This is a genomic window from Paractinoplanes lichenicola (assembly GCF_016785085.1).
GTDB classification, from domain to species: domain Bacteria; phylum Actinomycetota; class Actinomycetes; order Mycobacteriales; family Micromonosporaceae; genus Actinoplanes; species Actinoplanes lichenicola.
In genome coordinates this window covers 255,648-279,188 of the sequence record NZ_JAENHO010000010.1, presented here as the reverse complement: position 1 = coordinate 279,188, position 23,541 = coordinate 255,648, and the positions used below count along the sequence as shown (strand labels likewise).

Below are 23,541 nucleotides of genomic sequence, written 5' to 3'. Positions count from 1 at the left end.
GGCACCGACCTTCGGTGCCCACTCCGCGGTCCGCTCGGGGGTCAAGCCCTCGGGCGGGACGTAGGAGTGGGCGACGTTCGCGGCGATTGACACGCCACCGCCGAGAGCGGCACCGATGTAGGCCCAGGTACGGCCTGTGATCTTTAGGGACATGGGTTTCACCAGCCCAGCCCGGTCAGGATCGCGGTCAGGGCGGCGAAGCCCAGGGCAGCGCCAAGCAGGTCGACGGCTCGGCGGATGCGCGCGTACTTTGCTTGCGCAGTGCGGGCCAGTGACCACAGTTGCCGGGCGCAGTCGAGCTGCTCATCGGCAACCGAACCACGGTTGGAGATTTCCAGCTGGTACTTCAGGGCTTTCGCGTCAGGCGTTGCCGCCCAACGGACGAAGCCGTGGTTACCGCGCAGGTCGGGCCGGATGGCCCAGCCCAGCAGGACCAGCGCTGCCCCGATCAGGGCAGCGGTCAGGACAGCACCAGCGACGGCGAAGCCGTGCAGGTGTGCCTTGCCGGCCAGTGCGGCGCCGCCGGTGAGGGCGGCCAGGGACAGGCCGGTCAGGATCGACGCTTTCGTGTCGGCCCGGCTGATCTGCCCTTGCACATGGTCGATCTCGTCGCCGAACAACAGCGTGGCCATCAGTTCCGGCCTCCGGTCGCCTCAGACTCGAAGCGGGTGAAGGACAGGACAACCACGATGCCGGGCACCTGCTTACGCAGCAGCTTTTCGAAGTGGCGGACGTCGTCTACAGAACGGATCGGCTGATCCCGATCGATCTGGACGTTGCCGAAACCGAATCCGTTACCGTCGCTGAAGTTGTAGGTGATGAGGTAGGAGATCATTGCGCGTCCTTTCCGGCGAGGTCGAACAACGTCGGCCGCGCCTGGAATGCAGGTGTGGCCGAGGGTTCGGTCCTCGCGCGGGCCGCGCGGGTGACCTTCTTACGGTTGGGGCTGAGTAGATCCTCGAACTGCTCAGGGTTGAGTCGGGCGACCGCTTCCCGGTCCTCTCCACGCCGCCGCAACAGCAGCGGACGCACGGTGGCGTTCGTGGGACAGTCGAGGACCTGATCGGGGTAGCGGTAGCCGCATCCCGGGCACACACTCGCGGCCGGGATACCGGGGTAGTGATCGGCGAACACCTGCACGAGGGTCGCCACCGAGACGCTGAGACCGGCTTCAAGCAGCCGCCGATCCAGACAGCCGCGGTCGGTCCGTTCGCCGTAGCGCTGTTGCGCAGCCTGCTTGCTGATGCCAAGCCGGTCGCCGATCTCGGACCAGGAGTAGGAGTAGGGACGTTGCCGGAGTCCGGCGACGGCGAGGCGGGTCACCGCGTCGACCTCGCTGGACAACTGCGAGAGCGAAGCGAGCCCTTCGACGTCACCGGCGGCGACGCGGCGGGCGTAGGCCCGCAGGATGCGCCGCACGAACGCGTCGAACTCCGTGTTTTCGGTGTGCTGCTTGGTGCGCTTACGGGCAGGCTTGGCAGTCACCACGCCACCCCCACAAGCACCATGACGAGCGCCGCGACAGCGGTCAGCCGGATACCGGCCTTCTGCCATCCGGCAGCCATCGCCCACCACCGCCAGGTGACGAGGTAGGGCGAGACGCCGACACGGCGGGTAGCTGCCTTCCAGAACGTGGCGTTGCTGTACCGCCGCCCGTCTAGGGCACGGCCCAGGACGAACCGCAGCAGCACGACCAGCACCCGGCCGGTCCTACGCCGCGCACGGGAACGACGCTTACGCGTCAAGGCAGACTTGACGGTGTTCTTGCTCATCAGGCGTCCCCGTCCTCATCGGCAGGGTCGCCGTACACGCACCCGTCAGGGAACGTGCACTCCCGGCACAGGTCCGGCCCGCAGCGGTCAGCCGCAGCGAAGGTTCCGCCGGGGATGAGTGCAGCGGCCAGTGCGGCCATGTCAGCGTTGCGCCGGTCGATAGCCCGCAGGGCGTCAATCAGCTCGTACGCCGGCCGCAGGGCCGCCTCACGCAGGACGTGTGTCACGTCCTCGAGACAGCGCCCCCTGGCGTCGTTGAACTCGTACGCTTCCGAGCTGTCCTCGGCCAGCAGGTACCGGTCGAGGTGCAACACGGCCGCCTCGAAATCGAGGTAGCCCGGATTGTCTCGGTGTTCCGCCGGGGCGTCGACCGGGCCGCCGTAGCAGACCATGCCGATCGCGCCGACCAGACACGCCGGGGGTGTGAAAATCCCGGACGTGCCGTCGTAGTAGGTGCCCTGGATCCAGCCGTGCCGTTCCAGGTAGAGCGCTGCTGAGCGCAGCACCCGCGCCGTGGTCTCGTCGTCGGTCTCGGTGACCAGGTCGACCGGAGCGGTCGACGAGGCCGAGTCCGGGGCCTTGACGGTGGAGCCGTACTCGTTGTCGGCCGGGACCACGATCACGCAGTCGGAGCACAGCGGCTCGTCCCACGTACACACCCACGGCAACGCTTTACCGCAGACCTCGCACCAGCCGCGCACGGCGACCCAGGCGCTCGGCTCCCCGCCGACACCTTCCAGCAACGCCGGGGCATCGAGAGCTCTACGGCCAGCCTCAGTGAGCGAATACGCCCCATCAAGGCCGGTCCGCTGGGCGGACCAGACTGTGAACCCATCCCTGGCCGAGATCCGGTCGTGGTTAAGTTCGGTCTCGCCGTACTTCTCGGCCGCTTGCTCGTCCGACTCCCACACGAACCACGGCAGACGATCTGCGTGCTCGGCCGCGACGTACTCCGGGGCTACGCCCTGCGCCAGCTTGTTCGCGACCGTGTAGAACGTGCGGTTGTCCAGGCTCGCGAGTTCATCGCGGCATTCGGGCGTCAGGCAGTGGAAACCGCCGTCACCGCGCAGGTAGCCGGTCTGAATCGCCAGCATCAGCGTCGACCAGGCAGCCTCCTCGGCTTCGGTGCGGGCGTACCCGTCCGAGTCGATCGCGCCGGTGTAGCCGGCCTCGCGCAGGGCGTGCCAGCGCCGGTCGGCGTCGCTCATCGGCAGCCCCAGCACAGGGCTGACCTGATCGGGCTCGTGGTGCCCGATCAGGGCTCCCGAGTCCACGGCCTGAGCCAGGGCGGCCCGGAACAGTTCGTCGCTGCCGAGCAGGCTGGTCAGGTCTCGGACCGTGGTGCCGTCGGTGGTGTCAGGACCAGTGTTGTCCTGGTTGTGGGTAGGGTTCATTACGCCGACTCCTTCCATCGGAAGTGGGTTTGGTGGTTGGGCGGCGGCACAGGTCGCTTTTGCAGGGCTGATTCCTGTGTCGTCCGCTCGGAATTGCGGTTGTTCGCGCAGCTCAGTGCATGTGCTGCACGATGGTGACGCAGCGGTGACCGCCGACCGCGAGCCCGGCGATAAGAAGGCCGAGCGCGGGAACGGCGAGAACGCCGAGCCCCACCGCGGTCCACAGCAGCCAGCCGACCAACGCCAGCGCGGACAGCAGCACCAGGGCGACGACTGCACCGAACCCGGTCCAGAACCGCCGGTTGCGCCGGTCGCGCTCCTTACGGGCAGCTACCCGCTCGGCGTGCCGCTTCAGCTTCTTGACGTTGGCCGCACGCCAGGCGCGGACTTCCGCGTCGGTGTGCAGGATGACGTCACGCTGGTTGACGGTGAGCTGCTGGTGTGCGACCCAGTCGAACGCGGGCCGCTTGTCCTGCACGTGTGCAGGGAGGCGGTGATTGCGGTCCATGAAAGTGGACCTCCTATCCGTTGGGACGTTCCGCCCGGAGCGTTTCCGGGAGGTTTGAGGGCGCGTCAGGCCGCGAGCGGGACCGGCCGGAGCTTCCGGCGGCCAGTAGCCGGGGCAGTGCCGCGCAGAGTGGCCGCGTAGGCGGCGATGGCCGCGCAGGTGCGGTCATCCAGGTAGGCGACTTTGAGGAGTTCCGGGCTGCCGTTCTCGGCGATCAGCAGACCGGCGCCGGGGTTGTTCGGGCTGATCGTGTTGGCCGACCAGCCTTTCTGCACCCAGCCGTGCCCGAGGACGATGTCCGACGAGCTGTCGTTGGTGCACCGGCCGGCGAACCGCCACGCGAACAGGTCACGCAGGTCGGTGTCGATGATCTTCGAGCTGGGCCGCTGGGTAGCGGCGGCGACGATCAGGCCGATCGCTCGGCCCCGGGCGACCAGGTCACGCAGCAGCAGGTTGAACTCTTCCTTCTGCTGCTTGGAGCCCACCGTGGCCGAGAAGTAGGCGATCTCGTCGATGGCCAGCAGGTACGCGGTGAATACGTCACCCGGAACGATCTTCCGGCGTTCGCACTCCTCCAAGAAGTCGTACCGGCGGTCCATCATGATCTGCAGCCGCCTGAGCAGCTTCAACGCCTGCTCGATGTTCGGGCCGACGAACACGTCCGCGCACTTACGCCACTGGCCCAGCTCGACACGCTTACCGTCGAGCAACACCAACCGGCAGTCCAGCGACAAAGCCGCGTGCGCGACGATGCCGTTGAGAAGACCCGACTTACCCGAGCCCGGCTCGCCACCGATCAAAATGTTGCGCTCAATCAGCGGAACCCGCTTCGGCTGGCCGAACTCGTCGATCCCGAAGTACACCGGGTCGAAGATGCTCAACGCCGGACCCAGCTCAACCGGGCCGTCGTCGGTGTCGGCTAACAGCACCGGAGCCACCTCACGCCGCCGCCTGGGCAGGCGACGCGGTGTTCCAGGCGTCGTCCGGCACCGTGTCCGGGGTGAACCCGTCACTCTTGCCGCTGCGGTTCATCCGCTGCACCTTCGCCGAAGCGAACCGCAGGCTCGGACCAATCTCGTCCACGTCCAGGCCATAACCCGAACGCTGCTGCCCGGTCTCCTTGTCCTCCCACCGCGACTGACGCAGCCGGCCCTGCACGACCACCCGGGTTCCCTTGGTCAGGGACTCGGCGATGTGCTCGGCCATGTCACGCCAAGCGGTGCAGTTGAGGAACAGCGGCTCGCCGTCCTTCCACTGCCCCGACTCGCGGTCCAAAGTCCGCGGAGTGGACGCCACGGTGAACTTCGCCATCGCGATGCCGTTTTCCAGGAACCGGACCTCCGGGTCGGCGGTCAGGTTGCCGATCACGGTGATGCTGGTTTCGTTCGCCATCTCTTGTTACTCCTTGCCTTTCGTTGTCGAGGTGTCGTCTCGCAACACCTCTTGGGCTTGTTCCAGAGCGATCGCCAGTCGCTCGATGTCTGGCGCTTTCAGGTACAGCGACAGCTGCCCGATCTGGATCCAGACCTCGCCGCCGAACTTCATCGGCTCGATACGCGCGGGTCCCTCCGCAACGCCGATCACGACTGCTTGAACCGTCATCACCGGCGACCCCCACGAGGCGGTTCGGATACCGGCTCTTCGACGTCGTCCAGCTCCAGACCGATCGGCGGGACAGCTGGCGACACCGGCACATCCGCTTCGGGGTCACGCAGGCTCGGGATGAACAGCGCCAACGGCGAATCGACGCGACCCTTCAGCGGGTCACGCCGGGAAACATCGACGCGCAGCAGCGCTGCAAACCGCTCCGACGCGGACGAAATCCGGACCTGCTTAGCTACGCAGGCCACAGCGATCAGCGTCGCCTTACCTTCCAGGTCCTCCAGCGACAGACCGGGCCGCAGCCACAGCCACACCCGCTCGCCCGCGAGCGTCGGACGCGCCCACAACAGCAACGGCAAAGCCGCCGGGCGACCACCGGTCACCCGCACCTGCGAACGCACCAACGTCGCGAAACACAGGCGCAGCCGGTGACGAACCACCGCACACCACGACCACGCCCACACGAACCGACGCGACCGACCCGGCACGAACACCGCAGCAGCCGCCGTCAGCAGGACCACCGAAGCGACCCACCAAGTCGACAAGTGAGCCAGCAGAACCCAGGCACCGACCCCGGCTACCGCAGTGATGATCTCGAACGACCACCACCACAACGTCCGCAGCACCGGCCAAACCCGCACCAGCACATAGGTCATGCCTGCACAGGCCATGCCGGCCAAAGCGCCAACTACACCCGCCACCGGCAGTCGAACAAATGCGCTAGCTACAGCCGTCGCCAGCGCAATAACCGTCAGACCAGCAACCAGAGCCGTAACTCCGGCGCGCCGGGCGTACCACTGTGAAACCGGCGGCTCCACGATGGCGAACTCCCGTACCCCTTTCCTAGATGACGGCTTCTCCGACATCGAACCCTCCCCTCTCGGTCGACACCGTCGACCTCAGACGTCTTACGTAAGTCGTAACCGTAGAACCACGCGGAGTGATACGCAAGACGTAAGACGTCTCTTGGCACAACGGGTCGGGCGCGGGTGCGATGCCGTCAAGCCCGCAACGCGTACGATGGTCGGTAAGACGTCTTACGAGATGACTAAGGGAGCAAAGGTGATCGAGAACCAGCGACCGCAATACGCTCAGATCGCTGACTTGATCCGCACCCGCATCCAAGACGGCACATACGCGGCTGGCTCTCTACTCCCCAGCGAAGATCGCCTCGCGAGCGAGTTCGGCGTCTCCCGCGTCACGGTGAACCGCGCCGTCGGACTGCTCCGATCCTCGGGAGACGTCAAGGTCCGACGCGGCGCCGGCACCACGGTGCGCTCGGTTCCCCGCATCTACCGCGACTCGCAATCCCGATACGCCGCACGCCAAGAGGGCACGGGCGCGGGCGAGGTCGAAGTACGCAAACTCAACCTCAAATCGCGAACTGACTATCGGCACATCGGCGAAGTGGAGACCCCGCCAGCTGTAGCCGCTGCCCTTGGCCTAGACACGACTGATCGCACCCTTCTGCGCAGCCGCGTGCTGTACGCCAACGACGAACCCACCCAGATCGCAGACTCGTACTTCCCCTGGCCGATCACCAAGAAAAGCGAAGCGCTGATGCAGGCCAACGCCGGACCCGGCGGCTCATACGGCCGACTAGCCGATCTCGGGTACGGCGTTGTGCGATTCAGCGAGGACGTGACTGCCAGACCGCCGACAGAGCCCGAGTACCGGACACTCGGCCTAGACCCGTCCCAGTGGGTCTTCGAGATCTGGCACATCGCATACACAGCCGCGGACATGCCGGTAGAAGCCTGCATTCACGTCATGCCATGCCATCTGTGGACCTTGGGCTACGCCTGGCGCGACAAACCAGTGAGCGACGAGCGATGATGCGAGTCCGGTCGGGGTCTGAGCCAGCACCCGGGCGCCCGGAGAATGAGGACGGCACCATTCACGTCGGGAACCTAGTCGGGGTCTTTGACGGCGTGACCAAGCCGTCAAACATCGACACCGGATGCGTTCACGGACCAGCCTGGTACGTAAGGCGTCTTGTTGCGCGGCTGCACGACGTCGCAGCGCTCAGCCCGTCCGCCCCGCTGGCTTCGATGCTGGCAGAGGGCATCGACCGGGTACGGCCGGACCATGACGGCGCCTGCGACCTGGCGAACCCTGCCACGCCGGCCGCGACGGTATGCCTCGTACGCGCAATCGGCAGCACCTTGGACTATTTGATTCTGTCGGACTGCACTCTGGTCATTGACCAGGGCGACTCCGTTACCGCGCTCACCGACGAGCGGTTCGCCAGGGTCATCGCGCGGCTACGGCAGAGGGCGCTAGCCGACGGCACAGTGACTGGGCCCATCGTTGGCCAGACGCCCGGAAAGTACGCGCTGACCAATCAGCCCGACGGGTACTGGATCGCAGGCGCGACACCAGCCGCCGCCCACGAAGCGGTGACTGGCACGCTCCCGCTGCACGGCTCGGACCGAGTTCGCCAGGCTGCTCTGTTAACCGATGGCACATCATGCGCCGTGGACCCGTATCAACTCTTGGACTGGCGGCAACTGATAGACGTTCTCGTCGACGACGGCCCCCACGAGCTGATCCGACGAGTCCGCCAGGCCGAGAACGGTGACCCCGCAGCAGACCGATACCCCCGTTACAAACGCCACGACGACGCCACCGCAGCCCTCTGCCTCTTCGAGGAGACTCCGTGACTGACACACCGCGCCATTCCGTCAGCGTCGCCGCCGTCGTCACCGACAACCACGGACAAGTACTGGTCATCCAACGCCACGACAACGGCGCATGGCAGCTACCGGGCGGAGTTCTCGAAATCGGCGAGACCATCGAAGACGGCGTACGACGAGAGGTAGAGGAAGAGACCGGCGTCGTTGTCGAGCCGATCCAACTCACCGGCATTTACAAGAACATGAAGCTCGGCGTCGTTGCGATGGTCTTCCTAGCCCGGCCTGTCAGCGGCGAACCGCACCCAACAGAAGAGTCGGCTGATGTCGCCTGGTGGACCGCCGACCGCGTTGCCGCCGAGATGGACGAAGTCTTCGCCACCCGAATCCTCGACGCATTACCACCCCACGCGGCCCCAATGGTCCGACACCACGACGGCACCCAATTCCTGGACACGGCGGCCGCCGCCTAAATCCAGCCGGGTCGCATAGCTTCATCCGCCGACACCTTGACCCCCAGGCAACTTATGATCTTGAATGAGCTTGGTCAACATCTTTTGGACCTGCTCATACTGATACGTCTAAGTCCACAGATGTCCATCACGGTCAAGGGTGATTGTCACCCAGTTAGTCACTCGCATGTCGGGTGGGCGCCTCCTGATCGATCGCGGGCGTATCCGCCTTTACCATTTTTCTCGGTTGCCTAATCCGAACAAATATGCCCAAATTTGGACTGGACACCTTCTTCAAGCCGAATTCACCTCGAACCGCATCCTCGAAGTCGAGTAGTTTTTCAATCGCGGAATCGAGCACAGCACCATCAGACCCCGGGCTTGAACTTTTGTTCGCTACGCGGAGAGCCTGCGAAAGCTCTTGAGCCGATTTCTGAACCTCGTCCGATGCGATGAAGTTTAGTTCCAATTGCTTTACGAGCAATTCGCCAGGATAATTCTCCATCCGTTTTTCGTTGAAATCGTTCTCATTGATTTTTCGATGAATTTCATCCAGGTAAGCAATTGCTGATTTTAAGAATTCTGCATATAGCTCGCGCCGCTGAGTATGCCAGCGAACCCTGTCTTCTCTTTTTGCGCGTCCATTCTCGATCACGACGGAAACGACCTGCGCGAGAATAACGCCTAGGAAAGCGAAGATTCCCGCCACGACAGGAACGCCCCACCAAGGGGTATTTTGCATAGACAGTATTTAACCAGCGTCACCCTATGAGCACCATCCCTATCTGGTTGGACAAATCTTGCACAACGCCAGACAGTTGCGACTGGTGGCTTGTCAAGGCCCATCCCGTCACCATCGACCCGCCCACCGCGGGAGCGGGGCACGGCCGGCGAGCGCCGCGTCAAGACGGCCTTGACACTCGGGCACCCAGGCCGGTGGGCGCCGGCCGGGGTCTGCTCGGCTCTGCCCGGGGCGGGGGTGACGGGGAGCGCGTCCATCCCTGAGCCGGAGTGCCCCCGCCGGAGGCGCAGTCACCGCGACCTATCTCTCCGCCCCGCCTGCGCGCAACGGCGCTGGCGTGGGCAGCTGGTCCGCGTCACCTTGGCCGTGCCGGTCGGCCGCGCGCTAACCGAACTCTTGGCTTTCGTCAGTCCTTCGGTAAGGCCCGACCCACGCCTTCTGCACGCCAGCCGACGGGCTGCTTGCGAGCTCGGCCCCGCCCGGCTTGCCAGGGGCCGAGCTCGCGCCCAGGCGGCGGCGTGAGCGGCCCGTTTCGGGCCGCCTTGAAGACGTACAGAAACGATGGGCGCGATAGACAGCTGTGACAAGACAGCTGTGATCTCGCGGTGAGAACTTTCTCTACATCTTCAAGGCGGGCCGCAGAACCGGCGGCCCGCACGCCCCGCCCGGATGTGCCGGCCGTTCGCGCCTTGCCGCTGCGCTCACGGCGCGAGCCGACATAGGGACACGCGTCTACCGGCGGACACGCCGAAGCCCCGGCCGTCCTCGGGTACGGGCGGCCAGGGCTGAATCGAGCAGCGGGGGACGGAACGCCAGCGCTCAGCGATCGGGTCTCCGGCGCGCAGTCGGCCACCGACACGGACGGGCAGCCTCCGGCGGGCAGGATCTCCGACCCTGCACCCGGGCCGTGCCTCCGGCGGCCGGGCTACCCGCCCTGGACCCGGCGGCTCTGGGATGCCGAAGCCCGGCGGGTCTCCATCGCACACCGGGAGGCAGCCAGGCCGCGCCTGCCCGGGCAAGGTCGGTCAGACGTGGGGTGCTCCACCTTGCCCGGGCAGGCGCGGCCTGGCCGGGCGTGGCCTGCGCGACGGGATGCCCGCTCAGGTAGGCGGCCCCCCCTCGCGTATGAATCAACACCGCCGCTGGGCCGTCTTCGGGCCGTCGGGGCCGTCGAGGGGCCTTCAAGCGTTGACCAAAGCCGACCAACACTGACTAGCACTGACGTTCTAAATGCCTGGTGAACATGGGCGAGGGCGACCACCACCAGGAGGCCAATGAGGACGGTCGGGAGAACACCGCCTACAACCAGCCGCCGCACCCGTCCTTCGCGATCGGCTGAGGCCCGGCGCCGGGGACGTCTGGCCACAGCCCGCGAGACGTCCCCGGCGCCTACGCTGGGGCGATGGGGGAACCCGTCGTCCTGCGCCGCCTGACTGCGCGCGACGCGCCGGTCATAGCCGCGTGGGCCACAGATCCCGAGTTCGTCCGGGAGGCCGGTTGGCCGCCGACGCGCTCAGCCGACGAATACCTGCGCCACCACGCGGACCTGATTAAGGAGCCGCCGCCCGGGTTCCTCCGCCTCGGGGTGCGTGCCGGCGACGATCTGGTGGGCTACGTCGACTTCTACGGTGAGGATCCGGAGCGCCGCGAAATCGGGTTCTTGATCGGCCTCCGAAACCTTTGGGGGCGCGGTCTCGGCCGGGCCGCGGTGGCCGCCGGCCTGCGATACGGGTTCGGCGAGCTGGGCTTGCGCGAGATCACGGCCGAGGCTTACGCCGCCCATCGGCGCTCGATTCACATTCTGCACCGGCTCGGATTCCACGAGACCGGTCGTCGCGACGACCACGGAGCACCTTCGCTGTGCTTCTCCATCACGGCGCCGCGGTTGCCCCGCGGGATCGTAGCCGGATGATCGGCAGCTCGCGGTCGGTCTTGGTCTCGTACTGCGCGAAGCGCGGCGCCTCGGCCACGATCGCCCGCCAGGCCTGCTCCCGCTCGTCACCGTGAAGCTGCTCGGCGGTGACCTCCTCGACGCGCCCGTCGACCTCGATGCGCACGTCGGGGTGGACGGCCAGGTTGTAATACCAGGCCGGGTTGTCGGCCGCGCCGTTGGCCGAGGCGACTATCAGCTTGCTGCCGTCGGGCGCGGCGAACCAGCCGACCGGGTTGGCCCGCTCGGCCCCGCTGCGGCGGCCCACAGTGGTCAGGACGAGCACGTTGAAGCCCATCATCCGGCCGCCCTTACGCACCCGCCCGCTCATGATCTTGTTACCGAGCCGCAGGAGCCACCCTTTGGGCTGGCGGGCGCCGTAGGTTCCGCGCCGCGAGTCGAAAGTCATCCCGTCCCCCTTTATGGTTTGGCCATGATTCTGCGACACCTGACGATCGACAGTGCCGAGCCGTACGAGCTGGCCCGCTTCTGGAGCGCGGTCACCGGCTGGCCGCTGGGCGACGACGACAAGCCCGGCGACGACGAGGTGCTGATCGAGGCCCCCGCCCCCGTGCCCGGCCTGCTGTTCATCCGGGTGCCCGAGGCCAAGACCGTGAAGAACCGCCTCCACATCGACTGGATGCCAGACGAGCGCACCCGCGACGAGGAAGTCGACCGCCTGACCACCCTGGGCGCCAAACTCTTCGAGGACCACCGCACCCCCGACGGCCTGGGCTGGGTCACCATGCAGGACCCCGAAGGCAACGAATTCTGCGTCGAGCGAAGCACCATCGAGCGCGGCCTCTGAAATGGCGCGTTCGCGTGCTGTGCCGCTGACGGTCGCGCGGTGCACTTGCCCGCATGAGCAACTCGACGGGCCAGAAAGACCACGGTCGTTCCAACGCGGCGACCGGTGCCATCATTGCCGCGGTCGTCACCGCGATCGGCGGAATCATCGCGACCCTCATAACGGTGTACGGGAAGTCTGACGACGACAAGACTGCCGAGGTTCGGGTCTCGGTCTCCGAGACCCAGCACGGTGGCAAACCGATCAACCCGGGTGACGATCTGACCTTCTCGGGCACAGTTGAGGGCCTGCCCGGCGATCATTCGTTGTGGCTCGTGTCTCGCGGGCCGGAGTCGACATCGCCCTATTACATCGCCAACGGCGTGCCGATCGTGGTCGACGGGAAACGGTGGACGGCCGGCGTGAAGAGCCTGGGCGACAGCACGGATCGTGGAAAGTCGAGAATATTCTCGGTGGTGGCCGCGGATGGCGCTTGCTCCGAAGCTTTGGCTGCCGCGAGCGAGCAGGCCGCGCGCGAGAAGAAGGCCCGGAAGATAAGCCCGCTGCCCTCATCGTGCCGGTCGTTGGATCCCAAGGTGACCGTGCGGTTCGCGGGATAGTCGACGTCAGGCCTTGGCGTCGCCGGACCAGAGGGTCAGCAGCTCGGCCACGGCGACCGGGCCGCGGATTGAGGCGTCCAGCACCTGGGCCGTGTGGGCCATGGCGAGGTGGGCGCCCTGGCGGCGGAGCGAGGCGGCCACCTGCATCATGCAGCCCGGGTTCGCCGTGACCAGCAGCGATGCGCCCGTGGCGAGGATGTTGGCGGCCTTGCGGTCGCCCAGTTCGGCGGCCGGCACGGGGTTGAGAATGTTCCAGATGCCGGCCGAGCCGCAGCACAGCTCGGGGTCGGCGATTTCGCGTAGTTCCAGTTGCGGGATGCCGCGCAGCAAAGCCCGGGGCTGGGTGCGAATGCCCTGGGCGTGTCCCAGGTGGCAGGCGTCGTGATAGGCCACCGTCATCGGCAGCGGATGCCTCGGTGCCACCGGGCCCAGTTCGTCGAGCAGTTCCGCCAGGTCGCGAACCTTGGCCGAGAAAGCCGCCGCGCGGGGTGCGTAGACCGGGTCGTCGGCCAGCAGTTCGCCGTATTCCTTGAGGGATGAGCCGCAGCCGGCCGCGTTGACGACGAAATAGTCCATGCCCGTACGGGCGAACGTGTCGATCAGGCGGCGGGCGAATCCCACGGCCTCCTCACGGCGGCCGTTGTGCACGCTCAGCGCGCCGCAGCAGCCCTGGCCGGGCGGGATCACGACGTCGCAGCCTTCGGCGGCCAGAATGCGTACGGTGGCCGAATTGACCTCGGGGAAAAATGCGCCCTGCACGCAGCCGGTCAGCATGCCGACCACGGCCCGGCGGGTGCCTCGGGCCGCCACCCGGCGCGGCGGCGCGGGCACTTTACGAAGCCGCGGCGCGAGCGATTCCAATGTGGCCAAGGTGGGCCCGAGCCGATTCAGCAATCCGCTGCGGGCCACCAGCTTCTGCAGGCCGGTGCTCTGATATGCGCGCAGCGGCCCGCGCAACAGGCGCAGCCGCCGGGGATAGGGAAAGACCGCGAAAATGGCTTTCCGCAGCAGGGAATCGGCCGGTCCGCGCGAATAGCGGCGTTCGACCTGGGCCCGGGTGTCCTCGATGAGCCGGTCGTATTGCACGCCGGACGGGCAGGCGGTCACGCACGACATGCAGCCCAGGCATTTGTCGAAGTGGGAGACCATCGAATCGCTGAGCGGCTCCCCGTTGAGCCCCTCGTTCATCAGATAGATGCGCCCGCGCGGCGAATCGGCCTCGGCGCCCCACAACACGTACGTCGGGCAGGTCGTCAGGCAGAAACCGCAGTGCACACAATCCGCCAGCAGATCGGCTCGCGGCGGATGCTGGTCGTCGAACGCCCCGGACTCCAACGGGCCGAGCACATCGCGCGGCGGCTCCCCGGTTCCCCACGTAGCGTCGACCACTAAATGCCTCCCACAAATCGCCCGGGCGCGAATCTATGTTCCGGATCGAATTGGTCCTTGACCCGCCGCATCAAAGCCAGCCCCGGCACGGGCCCCCACATGTCCAGAATGTCCCGAACGGGAGCCGGTGCCGTCAGCACAACGGCGTGCCCACCACCCCGCACGCACAAAGCCCGCAGCCGCTCGACCTCGGTGATGTCGCGCGCCGCCGCGTAAAGCACCCCCGTCCCGGCCGACCCCCGCACGTTGGCCCCGGTGTCGACCAGCGCCGGCACCTGCGACAAGGGCACCGACAGCTTCATCCCGATCCCGTCCGCCTCCCACGGCGGCAACCCCCACCATCCCGGCGGCTGCTCGGCGATCTCACCCGCGAGCAGCTTCTCGACCAGAGCAGCCCTTTCCCGTACGCCCTCAGGGGTGCCCTCGATCAGCACGGCGAGCTCGCCCGTGCCCGCGTCGACCTCGATCGCGGCCGGCGCCACCCGGGCGGCCAGGATCGCCGGCACCGCCCGGGCCGGGGCGGTCGACCGCACGTACGCGTGCGCCGCAGGCCGCGGATGCAGGCGGAACACGCACTCGGTGATCAGCCCCAGGGTCCCGTACGACCCGGTGTAGAGCTTGCCCAGGTCGTAGCCCGCCACGTTCTTGACGACCTTGCCGCCCGCCCTGGTAATCGTGCCGTCGGGCCGCACGACGGTGATGCCGATCAGCAGGTCGCGGGCGGTGCCGTAGTGCAGGCGCCGCGGCCCGCTCGCCCCGGTCGCCACCGTGCCCCCGACCGTGGCCCCCGGCGGATGGTCCAGGGCCAGCTGCTGCTCACCCAGCTCGAGGCCGTCGAGCGGCGTGCCCGCCCGGAGCACGGTGATCAGGTCGCCCGCGGCGTGCTCGACCATCCCGCTCAGCCGCCGCGTGTCGATGATCAGGTCGAGCGAGCGCGGGGCCGGCCCCCAGTGCAACTTCGTGCCGCCGCCCCGCACCACGACTGTCAGGTCCCGGGCGGCGGCCACCACCGCGGCCGCCTCCTCGGTCGTGGCCGGCTCGGCGACCAGGCGGGCCGGCACTCCGCCGACGTGATCGTCGCCGGTCGCCGGGCGGGCGAGATCCTCGATCATCAGAAGACCTCCACGCCGGGGAAACGCTCCCTCAGATCCGAGCCGGCCTTCTCGCCGCACAACCGCGGCGTGGGAAAGATCTTGCCGGGGTTGGACAGGTGTGACGGATCGAAGGCGCAGCGCACCAGTTGCATGGTGTCGAGGTCGTCGGGTCCGAACATCCGCGGCATGTATTTCGCCTTGTCCATGCCCACGCCGTGCTCGCCCGTGATCGACCCGCCGTATTCGATGCAGAGGTCGATGATCGCGCCCGACACGGTTTCGGCCCGCTCGGCCTCGCCCTCGACGCCGTCGTCGAACAGCACGAGCGGATGCAGGTTGCCGTCCCCGGCGTGAAAGACATTGGCCACCCGTACGCCGTGCGACTCGGCCATCTCCGAGATGCGCCTGAGCACCTCGGGCAGCGCCGTCCGCGGGATCACGCCGTCCTGCACGATGTAGTCGGGGCTGATCCGCCCGACGGCCGCGAACGCCGACTTGCGGCCCTTCCAGAACAAAGCCCGCTCGAGCTCGTCGGCCGCGATCCGGATCTCGAACGCCCCGTTCGCCTCGCACAGCCCGGTGACCTGCTCGAACTGCGCCTCGACCTCGGCCGCGGGCCCGTCCAGCTCGACGATCAGCACCGCCGCCGCGCCCGGCGGATAGCCGCAGGCGACCGCGGCCTCGGCGGCCTCGATGGCCAGCGCGTCCATCATCTCGATGGCGGCCGGCACCACGCCCGCCCCGATGATCGCCGAGGTGGCCGCCCCGGCCTGGTCGATGCTGCCGAACGCGGCCAGCAGCGTGCGCACCGACTCGGGCAGCCGGGTCAGCTTGACGGTCACCTCGGTGGCGATCCCCAGCGTGCCCTCCGACCCGACGAACGCGCCCATCAGGTCGTACCCGGGCGGGTCGGGCGCCTTTCCGCCGAGCCGGACGAGCTCGCCGTCGGGCGCCACGATCTGCAGCCCGGTCACGTGGTTGGTGGTGAAGCCGTATTTGAGGCAGTGCGCGCCGCCCGAGTTCTCGGCCACGTTGCCGCCGATCGAGCAGATCTGCTGGCTCGACGGGTCGGGCGCGTAGTAGTAGCCGTGCGGGGTGGCCGCCTTCGTGACGTGCAGGTTGATCACTCCGGGCTCGACCACGGCCCGCTCGTCCTGCGCCGCGACCTCCAGGATGCGGCGCATCTGCGCGGTGACGATCAGCACGCCCTCGGCGTGGGGGAGCGCCCCGCCGGAGAGGCCGGTGCCCGAGCCGCGGGCCACGAACGGCACCCCCGCGGCCACACACGCCCGTACGACGGCCGCGACCTGGGCCGCGGTGTGGGGGAGGGCGACCACGGCCGGGACGACCTTGTAGTGGGCCAGGCCGTCGCACTCGTACGTCCGCAGCTCCTGCCGGTCGGTGATGACCTGCTCGGGGCCCAGCTCGGACCGCAGCCGCCGGGCGAGCGCGTCGATGTCAGCCATGGAGCCTCCCTCCCGACAACCTAACCCGAGTGCTCACTGAGCGCGATGGTGTCGATCGGTCCCGTAGTAGTTCCGGCACCGCCCTCGGCCCGGCTCGCGGGTCTGGGATTATGGCCCGATGTTCGCGCGCGCTGTGGTGATCGGGACCTGTGCCCTCCTGCTGGTGGCCGGCTGCTCCGGCGACGACGACCCGGCCCCCGAGCCGACCGGGCTGATCAACGCGACGACCATGCGCGGCGCCCTGCTGCAGGCCAATGAGATCGGCCCGACCTGGGCCGCCCCGCAGACCAGCGCCGACCCCAACCAGCTGGTCAGCATCTGCGGCGGCACGACGTCGGCCCCCAGCGTGCCGCCCGGTGGTGACGTCGTGGCCGCGTCCTTCGTGGACGAGGGGCAGAAGGGCGCCCAGACGCTCGACCAGACCGCGCTCGTCTACGGCGACGAGACGCTGGCCACCGCGGCCCAGACGGCGCTGCGGGCGGTCGCCGACGGCTGCCAGGCGAATGTGTCAGTGCCGGCCACCGTCAACGACGAGAAGTCCGAACCGGCGTACACCGAAACCGTCGCGATCAAGACACTCGACGAGTCGGGCTGGAAGGGCTTCGTGGTGATCCGGCACAAGAAGTACGACCCGGCCCACCCGGGCACGGCCGACACCGCCGTAGCCGTGCTGAACAGCCGAAACGTGGTGCTCGTGGACACGTACGCGATCTATCGGCTGAACACCTCGAGCCCCTCGCCGAACTTCGACGCCGACTGGCAGCGGCTCGTCGGCAGCGTCGTCCAGCGAGTCTCGTGACTCTCCCGGGATAGACACGACGGCCCTGTGTCGTCTAATGTTCCGAGTGCGCCGTTGCGAGTTCTTCCCCCGTGGAATTCGCAGCGGCGTCTTTATTGGGTGACCACCGGCAGCACGTCGAAGCCCCGGATGGTCAGGCTGTCCCGCCGCTGTGCCCCGTCGGCCAGTCCGAGCCCCGGCAGCCGCTCGAAGAGCCGCGGAAAAGCGATCTCCGCCTCCAGCTTGGCCATCGGCGCGCCCAGGCAGTAGTGCATGCCCCCGCCGAACGACAGCGACGTGTTGTCGCCCCGCCCCAGATCGAGCCGGTCGGGGTCGGGGAAGCGCCGGGCGTCGCGGTTGGCCGAGCCGGTGTAGGCCACGATCCGGTCGCCGGGCTCGAAGGTCACCCCGGCCACCGTCGTCGTCTCCAGCGCCGTACGGTCGATGTTCTGCACCGGCGAGTCGTAGCGCAGCAGCTCCTGCACCGCCGAGGCCGGGTCGGCGACCAGGGCGGGCCGCTGCTCCGGATGCTCCAGCAGCGCCACCAGGCCGTTGGCGAGCAGGTTGGTGGTGGTCTCGAAGCCCGCCGCGAACAGCAGCCCGGCCATCGTCAGCAGCTCGTCCTCGGTCAGCCGGTCGCCCGCCTCCTCGTGCCCGACCAGGGCGCTCATCAGGTCCTCCCGCGGCTGCCGGCGACGCTCGGCGGCCAGGGCGGCCAGATATTCCCGTACGGCCTTGGCCGCGGGGTTGGCCTTGGAGAGCACCTCGGGCGTGATGTCGTCGAGCACGGCCGACCAGTCCTGCACCAGATGCTGGAACTGGGCGCGGTCGGCCGGCGGGATGCCGAGCAGCTCGCTGATCACGTTGCAGGGCAGCGGGAATGCGAACGCCGCGACGAAGTCGGCCGCCCCGTCCATCTCGTCGATCAGCTCGTCGATCATCCGCTCGGTCGCCGGGCGCAGCGCCTGCACCCGCCGGGCGGTGAAGCTCGAGCTGACCAGCCGCCGCAGCCGGGTGTGGTCGGGCGGGTTGATGCCCAGCAGGCTCGTGAAATAGCCGTAGAGCGCGGGATGGTCGGCCCAGTCGGCCAGCCCGGCGTGGGCCAGCAGCTCGACCGGCATCTTGCCGAGCTTGTGATCGCGGGCGACGGCCGCGCACTCGGCGAACCGGGTCACGATCAGGGTGCCGTCGTCGGCGCGGACGAAAGCGCCGAGCTCACGAAGACGCGTGTAGTGACCGTACGGATCTTGACGCCCGGCCGCAGTGGTGAGGTCCCGCAGGAGTGCCGAAACCTCGCGACTTTCCACAATGTCCGCCACAACTTGACCATACAAGCTGGGGCTTGAGCGCAGGAGTGTCGTGTTCTAGGCTGCACTCGGTTCATCAACCACAGTTTATGGCGTCCTACATCGGGGGATGTGCACGAGCGCGGTTCGCGCTCCTGCTCATGGACGCCACCGTCGGGGGAGGAGGGCGTGGGTGGGCGCCTTCTCCATCGCCGCCAAGCTGGACCGGCTTTTCAAGCAGCACAAGCCGGAACCCAGCTACATGGCCGTGGCCGAAGCGGTTCGCTCCGGCCAGGGCGTGGCGATCTCGCACACCTACATCTGGCAGTTGCGCACGGGCCGCCGCGACAATCCGACGGTCGCGCACCTGACCGCGCTGGCCACCTACTTCGGTGTTCCCGTGGCCTATTTCATAGACGACGAGCAGACCCGGCGCATCGACGATCAACTTGAGCTGATGCAGACGTTCCGCGCCGCGGGCGTCACCGAGATCGCGATGCGGGCGGCCGACGTCTCGCCCCGGGGGCGAGATCTGATCAACGAGCTGATCCGGAAGGTCTGGGAGTCGGAGCGCCAGGCGGACAGCTGACGGGCCGTTTCCCCAGCTTCCGGTACGCCCGGCTGACGCGGCTGAGCCAGGCCACCTCGTCGGCCATCGCCGGCCCCACGACGGCCCAGCTCCCCGCTTCGTCCGCCGGCTCGGCGCCCTCGGCCCGCCGCCGCAGCGCCCCGGCCAGCCGCACCGCCTCGGCCTCGGGCCCGCCGCCGGCGTCCGCGCCGGGCAGATAGCCGCGCAGCGCCAGCATGCCGTCGCGGATCTCGATGACCCGGCGATACAGCCGCAGGTGCACGTCGTCGACGCCGGCCAGCTCGACGATCGCCCGGCGCGGCGAGAACAGGATGATCTCGGGGAACGTGTCCCGCATGGCCTTCCACAGCGGCCGCAGTGCCACCAGCGACCGGTACGCCGCCACGGCCGCGCGCGCCCGCGGAAAGGCGGTCGCCGCCCCGCCCGTGACCATCAGCAGCGCGCTGGCGGCCTGCACGAACTCGGCCGGCGGGTCGAGCGCGGCCAGGTCGACCACGGCCCCCGCGCCCAGCATCACCATCACGACCGCCCGGAAGAACGCGTCCAGCGCCAGCAGCCCGGCCCCCGCCGCGAGCGCCCGCAGCGCCGTCCGCGACCACAGCTTGGGCACCTCGGCCGCGATGGCCCAGAAGAACCGCGCGGCCGCCGCCAGGGCCACCCCGACATAGAGGTCGATCGCCACCCAGTACGCCACCGCGCCCGGGGACAGCTCGCCGCTCAGCAGGCCGCGGCCGGCGAACACCGCCCCGGCCGCGATCAGCAGCAGCACCAGCACGACGGCGCCCGACGCGACGTGCCAGCGCAGGCCGCGGCTGGTCACCAGCAGCAGGAACCGCAGCAGGAAGTAGGCGGCGACCATCGCGGCCAGGTGCTGGATCGCGCCCGCCCGCAGCTGCTCGAGATCGTCGGCCACGTCCGGGTAGGCCGCGGTGCGCGAGACGGCGAGGGCGATCACGGCCGCGGTGAGGGCGCGCTGCGGCCGGTCTCGCCAGATTCCGGGCAGCCGCGTCACCGCCAGGCCCCACAGCAGTATCAGCAGGGCGGCGGAGAGGATCATTACGTCAGGCCCAGCGCATCCGTCGTGCGGCCGAGCGGGGTGGGCGACGGGCGGGCCGAGCGGCCGCGGATCAGCGAGGCCATCATCTCGGCCTCGCGCTCCTGCTCGTCGGTGTAACGCGCGCGGCCCAGCATCGTCTTCTCGCCGAGCATCTGCCGGACCGCGGCCGGCTCGAGATCGGGGAAGAGGGTGCCCAGCGCGGCGTCGGAGCCCGAGTGTCCGCAGAGGATGTGCGAGAGCTCATGCAGCACGATGTGCTCGGCGTGCAGCGGCGACGTGCCCGGGTCGAAGAACACGTGATCGGCCCGCTCGGTGCCGATCCACAGGCCGCAGGGCGCCTCGTCGCTCAGCCCGGGCACCGCCTGACGGATCAGCGGGCGGCCGCGGCGGGCCGACACCTGGGCGCAGAACTCGTCGAGATCGAAGGGGTCGGGCACGCGGATGCCGCGCAGTCTCGCCTCGCACCGCCGCCGCAAACCCTCCACCGCGGACACGCTACCCGTCCGTTTCGCTGCGCGGAACTGCGCGGAGAAAGCGCTTACCGAACAGGGGGTGTCGTATGCCTGTGGAAAACCCCACCTACCTGTTAACTATTCGGCCAACATCTGCATAGCCTTACGAACCTTGGGGCAGAAACCAGTTCGGCCGAGGATTCAAAACCGGAGGTGGCTGGCGATGACAAAGTTCGTCTACGACTTCGCCGAGGGAAACAAGGATCTCAAAGACCTTCTCGGGGGCAAAGGCGCCAATCTCGCGGAGATGACCAACCTCGGCCTGCCGGTCCCGGCGGGCTTCACGATCACGACCGAGGCGTGCCAGCGCTTCCTGCACGACGGCGCACACGTCGACGGGCTCGACGAGGAGATCGACCGGCATCTGGCCGCGCTCGAGTCGGCGATGGGCCGCAAGCTCGGCGATCCGGCCGATCCGCTGCTGGTCTCCGTACGCTCGGGCGCCAAGTTCTCGATGCCCGGCATGATGGAGACGGTCCTCAACGTGGGGCTCAACGACGAGTCCGTCGCGGGCCTTTCCCGGCAGGCGGGCGACAATGACCGCTTCGCCTGGGATTCGTACCGCCGGCTGATCCAGATGTTCGGCAAGACAGTTTGTGACGTGCCGGGCGAGGAATTCGAGGACGCGCTGCACAAGGCGAAGGTGGCCAAGGGCGTCAAGGACGACGTGCAGCTCGACGCGGCCGATCTCAAGGAGCTCGTGGCCGCGTACAAAAAGGTCTTCGTCAAGCACGTCGGGCACGATTTCCCGCAGGACCCGCGGCACCAGCTCGAATTGGCTATCGGGGCCGTCTTCCAATCGTGGAACGCCGACCGGGCCGTGCTCTACCGCCGGCAGGAACGCATCCCGGCCGACCTCGGCACCGCGGTCAACGTCGTCGCAATGGTCTTCGGCAACCTCGGCCCCGACTCGGGCACCGGCGTCGCCTTCACCCGCGACCCGGCCACCGGCGAGAGCGGCATCTACGGCGACTACCTGCAGAACGCGCAGGGCGAGGACGTGGTGGCCGGCATCCGCAACACGCTCCCGCTGGCCGACCTCGAGAAGCTCGACAAGAAGTCGTACGACGAGCTGCTGCAGATCATGGCCACCCTCGAGGGGCACTACCACGACCTGTGCGACATCGAATTCACGATCGAGCGCGGCAAGCTGTGGATGCTGCAGACCCGCGTCGGCAAGCGCACCGCGGCGGCCGCCTTCACGATCGCCGCGCAGCTGGTCGACGAGGGCATGATCGACCTCGACGAGGCGGTCACCCGGGTCTCCGGGGCGCAGCTCGGGCAGCTGATGTTCCCGCGCTTCGACCTCTCCGCCGACCCGGTCTCGCTGACGAAGGGCGTGGGCGCGTCGCCCGGCGCCGCCTTCGGTTCCGTTGTCTTCACGTCGGCCGACGCCGTCGCCCGCGCCGCCGAGGGCGAGCAGGTGATCCTCGTACGGCGGGAGACGAACCCGGACGACCTGCCCGGCATGATCGCCGCCCAGGGCATCCTGACCGCCCGCGGCGGCAAGACCTCGCACGCCGCCGTCGTCGCCCGCGGCATGGGCAAGACCTGCGTCTGCGGCGCCGACCAGGTCGAGGTCGGCCGCGACCAGTTCACGGTCGGCGGCCAGGTCGTGCGCGAGGGCGACGTGATCTCGATCGACGGCACCACCGGCCGCGTCTACCTCGGCGAGGTGCCGGTCCGCCCGTCCGAGGTCGTGCAGTACTTCGAGGGCGACCTCGACCCGGCCCAGGCCAACGACCCGCTCGTCGCCGCCGTCCACCAGATCATGACCCACGCCGACGACCGCTCCCGGCTCAAGGTGCGCACCAACGCCGACACCGGCCCCGACGCCGCCCGCGCGCGCCGTTTCGGGGCCCAGGGCATCGGGCTCTGCCGCACCGAGCACATGTTCCTGGGCGACCGCCGCGAACTGGTCGAACGCCTGATCCTGGCGCACAACAAGGCCGAGCGCGACGACGCCCTGGCCGCCCTGCGGCCGTTGCAGCGGGCCGACTTCCTCGAGATCTTCCGCGAAATGAACGGGCTGCCGGTCACCGTCCGGCTGATCGACCCGCCGCTGCACGAGTTCCTGCCCTCCCTGGAGGAGCTGGCGGTGCAGGTGGCGGTGGCCAAGGAGCGGGGCTCGTCGGACGAGCAGACCGAGCGCGACGAGCGGATGCTGGCGGCCGTGCGGCGCATGCACGAGTCGAACCCGATGCTCGGCCTGCGCGGCGTACGGCTGGGCCTGGTCATTCCCGGCCTGTTCGCGATGCAGGTGCGGGCCATCGCCGAGGCCGCGGTGGCGCTGGCCGCCGAGGGTGGCCGGCCCCGGCCCGAGATCATGGTGCCGCTGGTCGGGGCCGTGCAGGAGCTCGAGACCGTACGCCATGAGGCCGAGCGGATCATCGCCGAGGTGGTCGGCGACTCGGGCGTCGAGGTGCTGATCGGCACGATGATCGAGGTGCCGCGGGCCGCCCTGACAGCCGGCCAGATCGCCGAGGCGGCCGAGTTCTTCTCGTTCGGCACCAACGACCTGACCCAGATGGCGTGGGGCTTCTCCCGCGACGACGTCGAGGGCGCGTTCTTCTGGCGCTACCTCGAACTGGGCATCTTCGGCATCTCGCCGTTCGAGTCGATCGACCGCGACGGCGTGGGCCGGCTCGTGCGGATCGCCGCCGAGGAGGGCCGGGCGCAGCGCCCCGGGTTGAAGCTGGGCGTGTGCGGCGAGCACGGCGGCGACCCGGAGTCGGTGCACTTCTTCCACGAGGTCGGGCTCGACTACGTGTCCTGCTCGCCGTTCCGGGTGCCGATCGCGCGGCTCGAGGCCGGCCGGGCCGCCGTCGAATCGGCCGGATCCGACCACCGCTGACCGTTTTCTGCTGTCGCCGTCCGGGTGCTGGTCACCCGGACGGCGCCTTTTTGTCGGTGGCGGGGTCTAGCTTGAA

Annotated in this window: 26 protein-coding genes and 1 pseudogene; 9 read left to right on the top strand and 18 right to left on the bottom strand. The window is 68.5% G+C overall.

Going from position 1 to position 23,541, the window contains the following annotated elements:
* Nucleotides 1-158: 158 nt before the first annotated feature.
* From JKJ07_RS33100 to JKJ07_RS33055, 10 genes and pseudogenes are all read right to left on the bottom strand, one after another.
* On the bottom strand, nt 159-632 hold the full coding sequence (locus tag JKJ07_RS33100; RefSeq protein ID WP_202995804.1) for a Pycsar system effector family protein: 474 nt from the start codon (nt 630-632) through the stop codon (nt 159-161).
* Complete coding sequence (locus JKJ07_RS33095) at nt 632-835, bottom strand: hypothetical protein (RefSeq protein ID WP_202995803.1); 204 nt, start codon at nt 833-835, stop codon at nt 632-634. Before JKJ07_RS33095 ends, JKJ07_RS33100 begins: the two co-directional genes overlap by 1 nt.
* A 377-nt stretch (nt 836-1,212) precedes the next feature.
* Nucleotides 1,213-1,488, bottom strand: a pseudogene (locus tag JKJ07_RS33090) (hypothetical protein); the annotation flags it as partial.
* Nucleotides 1,482-1,772, bottom strand: a complete 291-nt coding sequence (locus tag JKJ07_RS33085; RefSeq protein ID WP_202995802.1) for a hypothetical protein — start codon at nt 1,770-1,772, stop codon at nt 1,482-1,484. The gene JKJ07_RS33085 and the pseudogene JKJ07_RS33090, both read right to left, overlap by 7 nt.
* Nucleotides 1,772-3,166 carry a DUF6197 family protein gene (locus tag JKJ07_RS33080; RefSeq protein WP_202995801.1) on the bottom strand — a complete coding sequence of 465 codons (1,395 nt, stop codon included), beginning with the start codon at nt 3,164-3,166 and terminating at the stop codon, nt 1,772-1,774. The genes JKJ07_RS33085 and JKJ07_RS33080 overlap by 1 nt, the downstream gene beginning before the upstream one ends.
* Before the next feature lie 112 nt (nt 3,167-3,278).
* Nucleotides 3,279-3,674 (bottom strand): hypothetical protein, encoded by a 396-nt coding sequence (locus JKJ07_RS33075; RefSeq protein ID WP_202995800.1) that lies wholly within the window; start codon nt 3,672-3,674, stop codon nt 3,279-3,281.
* 65 nt (nt 3,675-3,739) lie between these two features.
* Complete coding sequence (locus JKJ07_RS33070; protein WP_307834527.1) at nt 3,740-4,603, bottom strand: FtsK/SpoIIIE domain-containing protein; 864 nt, start codon at nt 4,601-4,603, stop codon at nt 3,740-3,742.
* A 10-nt stretch (nt 4,604-4,613) separates the two neighbouring features.
* Nucleotides 4,614-5,066 carry a single-stranded DNA-binding protein gene (locus tag JKJ07_RS33065; RefSeq protein WP_202995799.1) on the bottom strand — a complete coding sequence of 151 codons (453 nt, stop codon included), beginning with the start codon at nt 5,064-5,066 and terminating at the stop codon, nt 4,614-4,616.
* 6 nt (nt 5,067-5,072) lie between these two features.
* Nucleotides 5,073-5,276 (bottom strand): hypothetical protein, encoded by a 204-nt coding sequence (locus JKJ07_RS33060; protein WP_202995798.1) that lies wholly within the window; start codon nt 5,274-5,276, stop codon nt 5,073-5,075.
* A complete protein-coding gene (locus tag JKJ07_RS33055; RefSeq protein ID WP_202995797.1) occupies nt 5,276-6,142 on the bottom strand; it encodes a hypothetical protein in 867 nt (288 codons plus the stop codon). The genes JKJ07_RS33060 and JKJ07_RS33055 overlap by 1 nt, the downstream gene beginning before the upstream one ends.
* A gap of 196 nt (nt 6,143-6,338) precedes the next feature.
* Between JKJ07_RS33055 and JKJ07_RS33050 the strand changes: the two genes are divergently transcribed.
* From JKJ07_RS33050 to JKJ07_RS33040, 3 genes are all read left to right on the top strand, one after another.
* Nucleotides 6,339-7,112: a GntR family transcriptional regulator gene (locus JKJ07_RS33050; protein ID WP_202995796.1), complete on the top strand. Its 774-nt coding sequence runs from the start codon at nt 6,339-6,341 to the stop codon at nt 7,110-7,112.
* A gap of 95 nt (nt 7,113-7,207) precedes the next feature.
* Entirely contained in the window at nt 7,208-7,939 is a 732-nt protein-coding gene (locus JKJ07_RS33045) for a hypothetical protein (RefSeq protein ID WP_307834526.1), read from the top strand.
* Nucleotides 7,936-8,382 (top strand): NUDIX hydrolase, encoded by a 447-nt coding sequence (locus JKJ07_RS33040; RefSeq protein ID WP_202995794.1) that lies wholly within the window; start codon nt 7,936-7,938, stop codon nt 8,380-8,382. The genes JKJ07_RS33045 and JKJ07_RS33040 overlap by 4 nt, the downstream gene beginning before the upstream one ends.
* Before the next feature lie 154 nt (nt 8,383-8,536).
* Here the strand turns inward: JKJ07_RS33040 and JKJ07_RS33035 are convergent, their stop codons facing one another.
* The gene (locus JKJ07_RS33035) at nt 8,537-9,103 is read right to left on the bottom strand and encodes a P-loop NTPase family protein (RefSeq protein WP_202995793.1); all 567 of its coding nucleotides are present in this window, start codon (nt 9,101-9,103) and stop codon (nt 8,537-8,539) included.
* 1,402 nt (nt 9,104-10,505) lie between these two features.
* Between JKJ07_RS33035 and JKJ07_RS52305 the strand changes: the two genes are divergently transcribed.
* Nucleotides 10,506-11,015 (top strand): GNAT family N-acetyltransferase, encoded by a 510-nt coding sequence (locus JKJ07_RS52305; RefSeq protein ID WP_202995792.1) that lies wholly within the window; start codon nt 10,506-10,508, stop codon nt 11,013-11,015.
* On the opposite strand, the gene JKJ07_RS33025 is transcribed toward JKJ07_RS52305, so the two are convergent.
* The gene (locus tag JKJ07_RS33025) at nt 10,975-11,442 is read right to left on the bottom strand and encodes a nitroreductase/quinone reductase family protein (RefSeq protein WP_236030284.1); all 468 of its coding nucleotides are present in this window, start codon (nt 11,440-11,442) and stop codon (nt 10,975-10,977) included. The genes JKJ07_RS52305 and JKJ07_RS33025 overlap by 41 nt on opposite strands.
* A 24-nt stretch (nt 11,443-11,466) precedes the next feature.
* Here JKJ07_RS33025 and JKJ07_RS33020 point away from each other — a divergent pair, with 24 nt between their 5' ends.
* The gene (locus JKJ07_RS33020; RefSeq protein WP_202995791.1) at nt 11,467-11,841 is read left to right on the top strand and encodes a VOC family protein; all 375 of its coding nucleotides are present in this window, start codon (nt 11,467-11,469) and stop codon (nt 11,839-11,841) included.
* Between the two features lie 53 nt (nt 11,842-11,894).
* Nucleotides 11,895-12,440, top strand: a complete 546-nt coding sequence (locus tag JKJ07_RS33015; RefSeq protein WP_202995790.1) for a hypothetical protein — start codon at nt 11,895-11,897, stop codon at nt 12,438-12,440.
* Between the two features lie 6 nt (nt 12,441-12,446).
* On the opposite strand, the gene JKJ07_RS33010 is transcribed toward JKJ07_RS33015, so the two are convergent.
* From JKJ07_RS33010 to JKJ07_RS33000, 3 genes are read right to left on the bottom strand one after another with little or no spacing between them, the layout of a single operon-like run.
* Nucleotides 12,447-13,829, bottom strand: coding sequence for a (Fe-S)-binding protein (locus JKJ07_RS33010; RefSeq protein ID WP_202995789.1), 1,383 nt, complete (start codon nt 13,827-13,829; stop codon nt 12,447-12,449).
* The gene (locus tag JKJ07_RS33005; RefSeq protein WP_202995788.1) at nt 13,829-14,941 is read right to left on the bottom strand and encodes an FAD-binding oxidoreductase; all 1,113 of its coding nucleotides are present in this window, start codon (nt 14,939-14,941) and stop codon (nt 13,829-13,831) included. Before JKJ07_RS33005 ends, JKJ07_RS33010 begins: the two co-directional genes overlap by 1 nt.
* The gene (locus JKJ07_RS33000) at nt 14,941-16,389 is read right to left on the bottom strand and encodes an FAD-linked oxidase C-terminal domain-containing protein (RefSeq protein ID WP_202995787.1); all 1,449 of its coding nucleotides are present in this window, start codon (nt 16,387-16,389) and stop codon (nt 14,941-14,943) included. The genes JKJ07_RS33005 and JKJ07_RS33000 overlap by 1 nt, the downstream gene beginning before the upstream one ends.
* A 118-nt stretch (nt 16,390-16,507) precedes the next feature.
* Here JKJ07_RS33000 and JKJ07_RS32995 point away from each other — a divergent pair, with 118 nt between their 5' ends.
* Nucleotides 16,508-17,188, top strand: coding sequence for a hypothetical protein (locus JKJ07_RS32995; protein ID WP_202995786.1), 681 nt, complete (start codon nt 16,508-16,510; stop codon nt 17,186-17,188).
* Between the two features lie 92 nt (nt 17,189-17,280).
* On the opposite strand, the gene JKJ07_RS32990 is transcribed toward JKJ07_RS32995, so the two are convergent.
* Entirely contained in the window at nt 17,281-18,486 is a 1,206-nt protein-coding gene (locus tag JKJ07_RS32990) for a cytochrome P450 (protein ID WP_202995785.1), read from the bottom strand.
* 160 nt (nt 18,487-18,646) lie between these two features.
* Here JKJ07_RS32990 and JKJ07_RS32985 point away from each other — a divergent pair, with 160 nt between their 5' ends.
* Complete coding sequence (locus JKJ07_RS32985) at nt 18,647-19,042, top strand: helix-turn-helix domain-containing protein (RefSeq protein WP_202995784.1); 396 nt, start codon at nt 18,647-18,649, stop codon at nt 19,040-19,042.
* On the opposite strand, the gene JKJ07_RS32980 is transcribed toward JKJ07_RS32985, so the two are convergent.
* Nucleotides 18,990-20,099, bottom strand: a complete 1,110-nt coding sequence (locus JKJ07_RS32980; protein ID WP_202995783.1) for an MAB_1171c family putative transporter — start codon at nt 20,097-20,099, stop codon at nt 18,990-18,992. The two genes, JKJ07_RS32985 and JKJ07_RS32980, sit on opposite strands and share 53 nt — an antisense overlap.
* On the bottom strand, nt 20,099-20,584 hold the full coding sequence (locus JKJ07_RS32975) for a hypothetical protein (protein ID WP_307834525.1): 486 nt from the start codon (nt 20,582-20,584) through the stop codon (nt 20,099-20,101). The genes JKJ07_RS32980 and JKJ07_RS32975 overlap by 1 nt, the downstream gene beginning before the upstream one ends.
* Nucleotides 20,585-20,774: 190 nt before the next feature.
* On the opposite strand from JKJ07_RS32975, the gene ppdK reads away from it, so the two are divergent.
* A complete protein-coding gene (gene ppdK / locus JKJ07_RS32970; protein WP_202995782.1) occupies nt 20,775-23,465 on the top strand; it encodes a pyruvate, phosphate dikinase in 2,691 nt (896 codons plus the stop codon).
* The last annotated feature ends 76 nt before the right edge of the window (nt 23,466-23,541 follow it).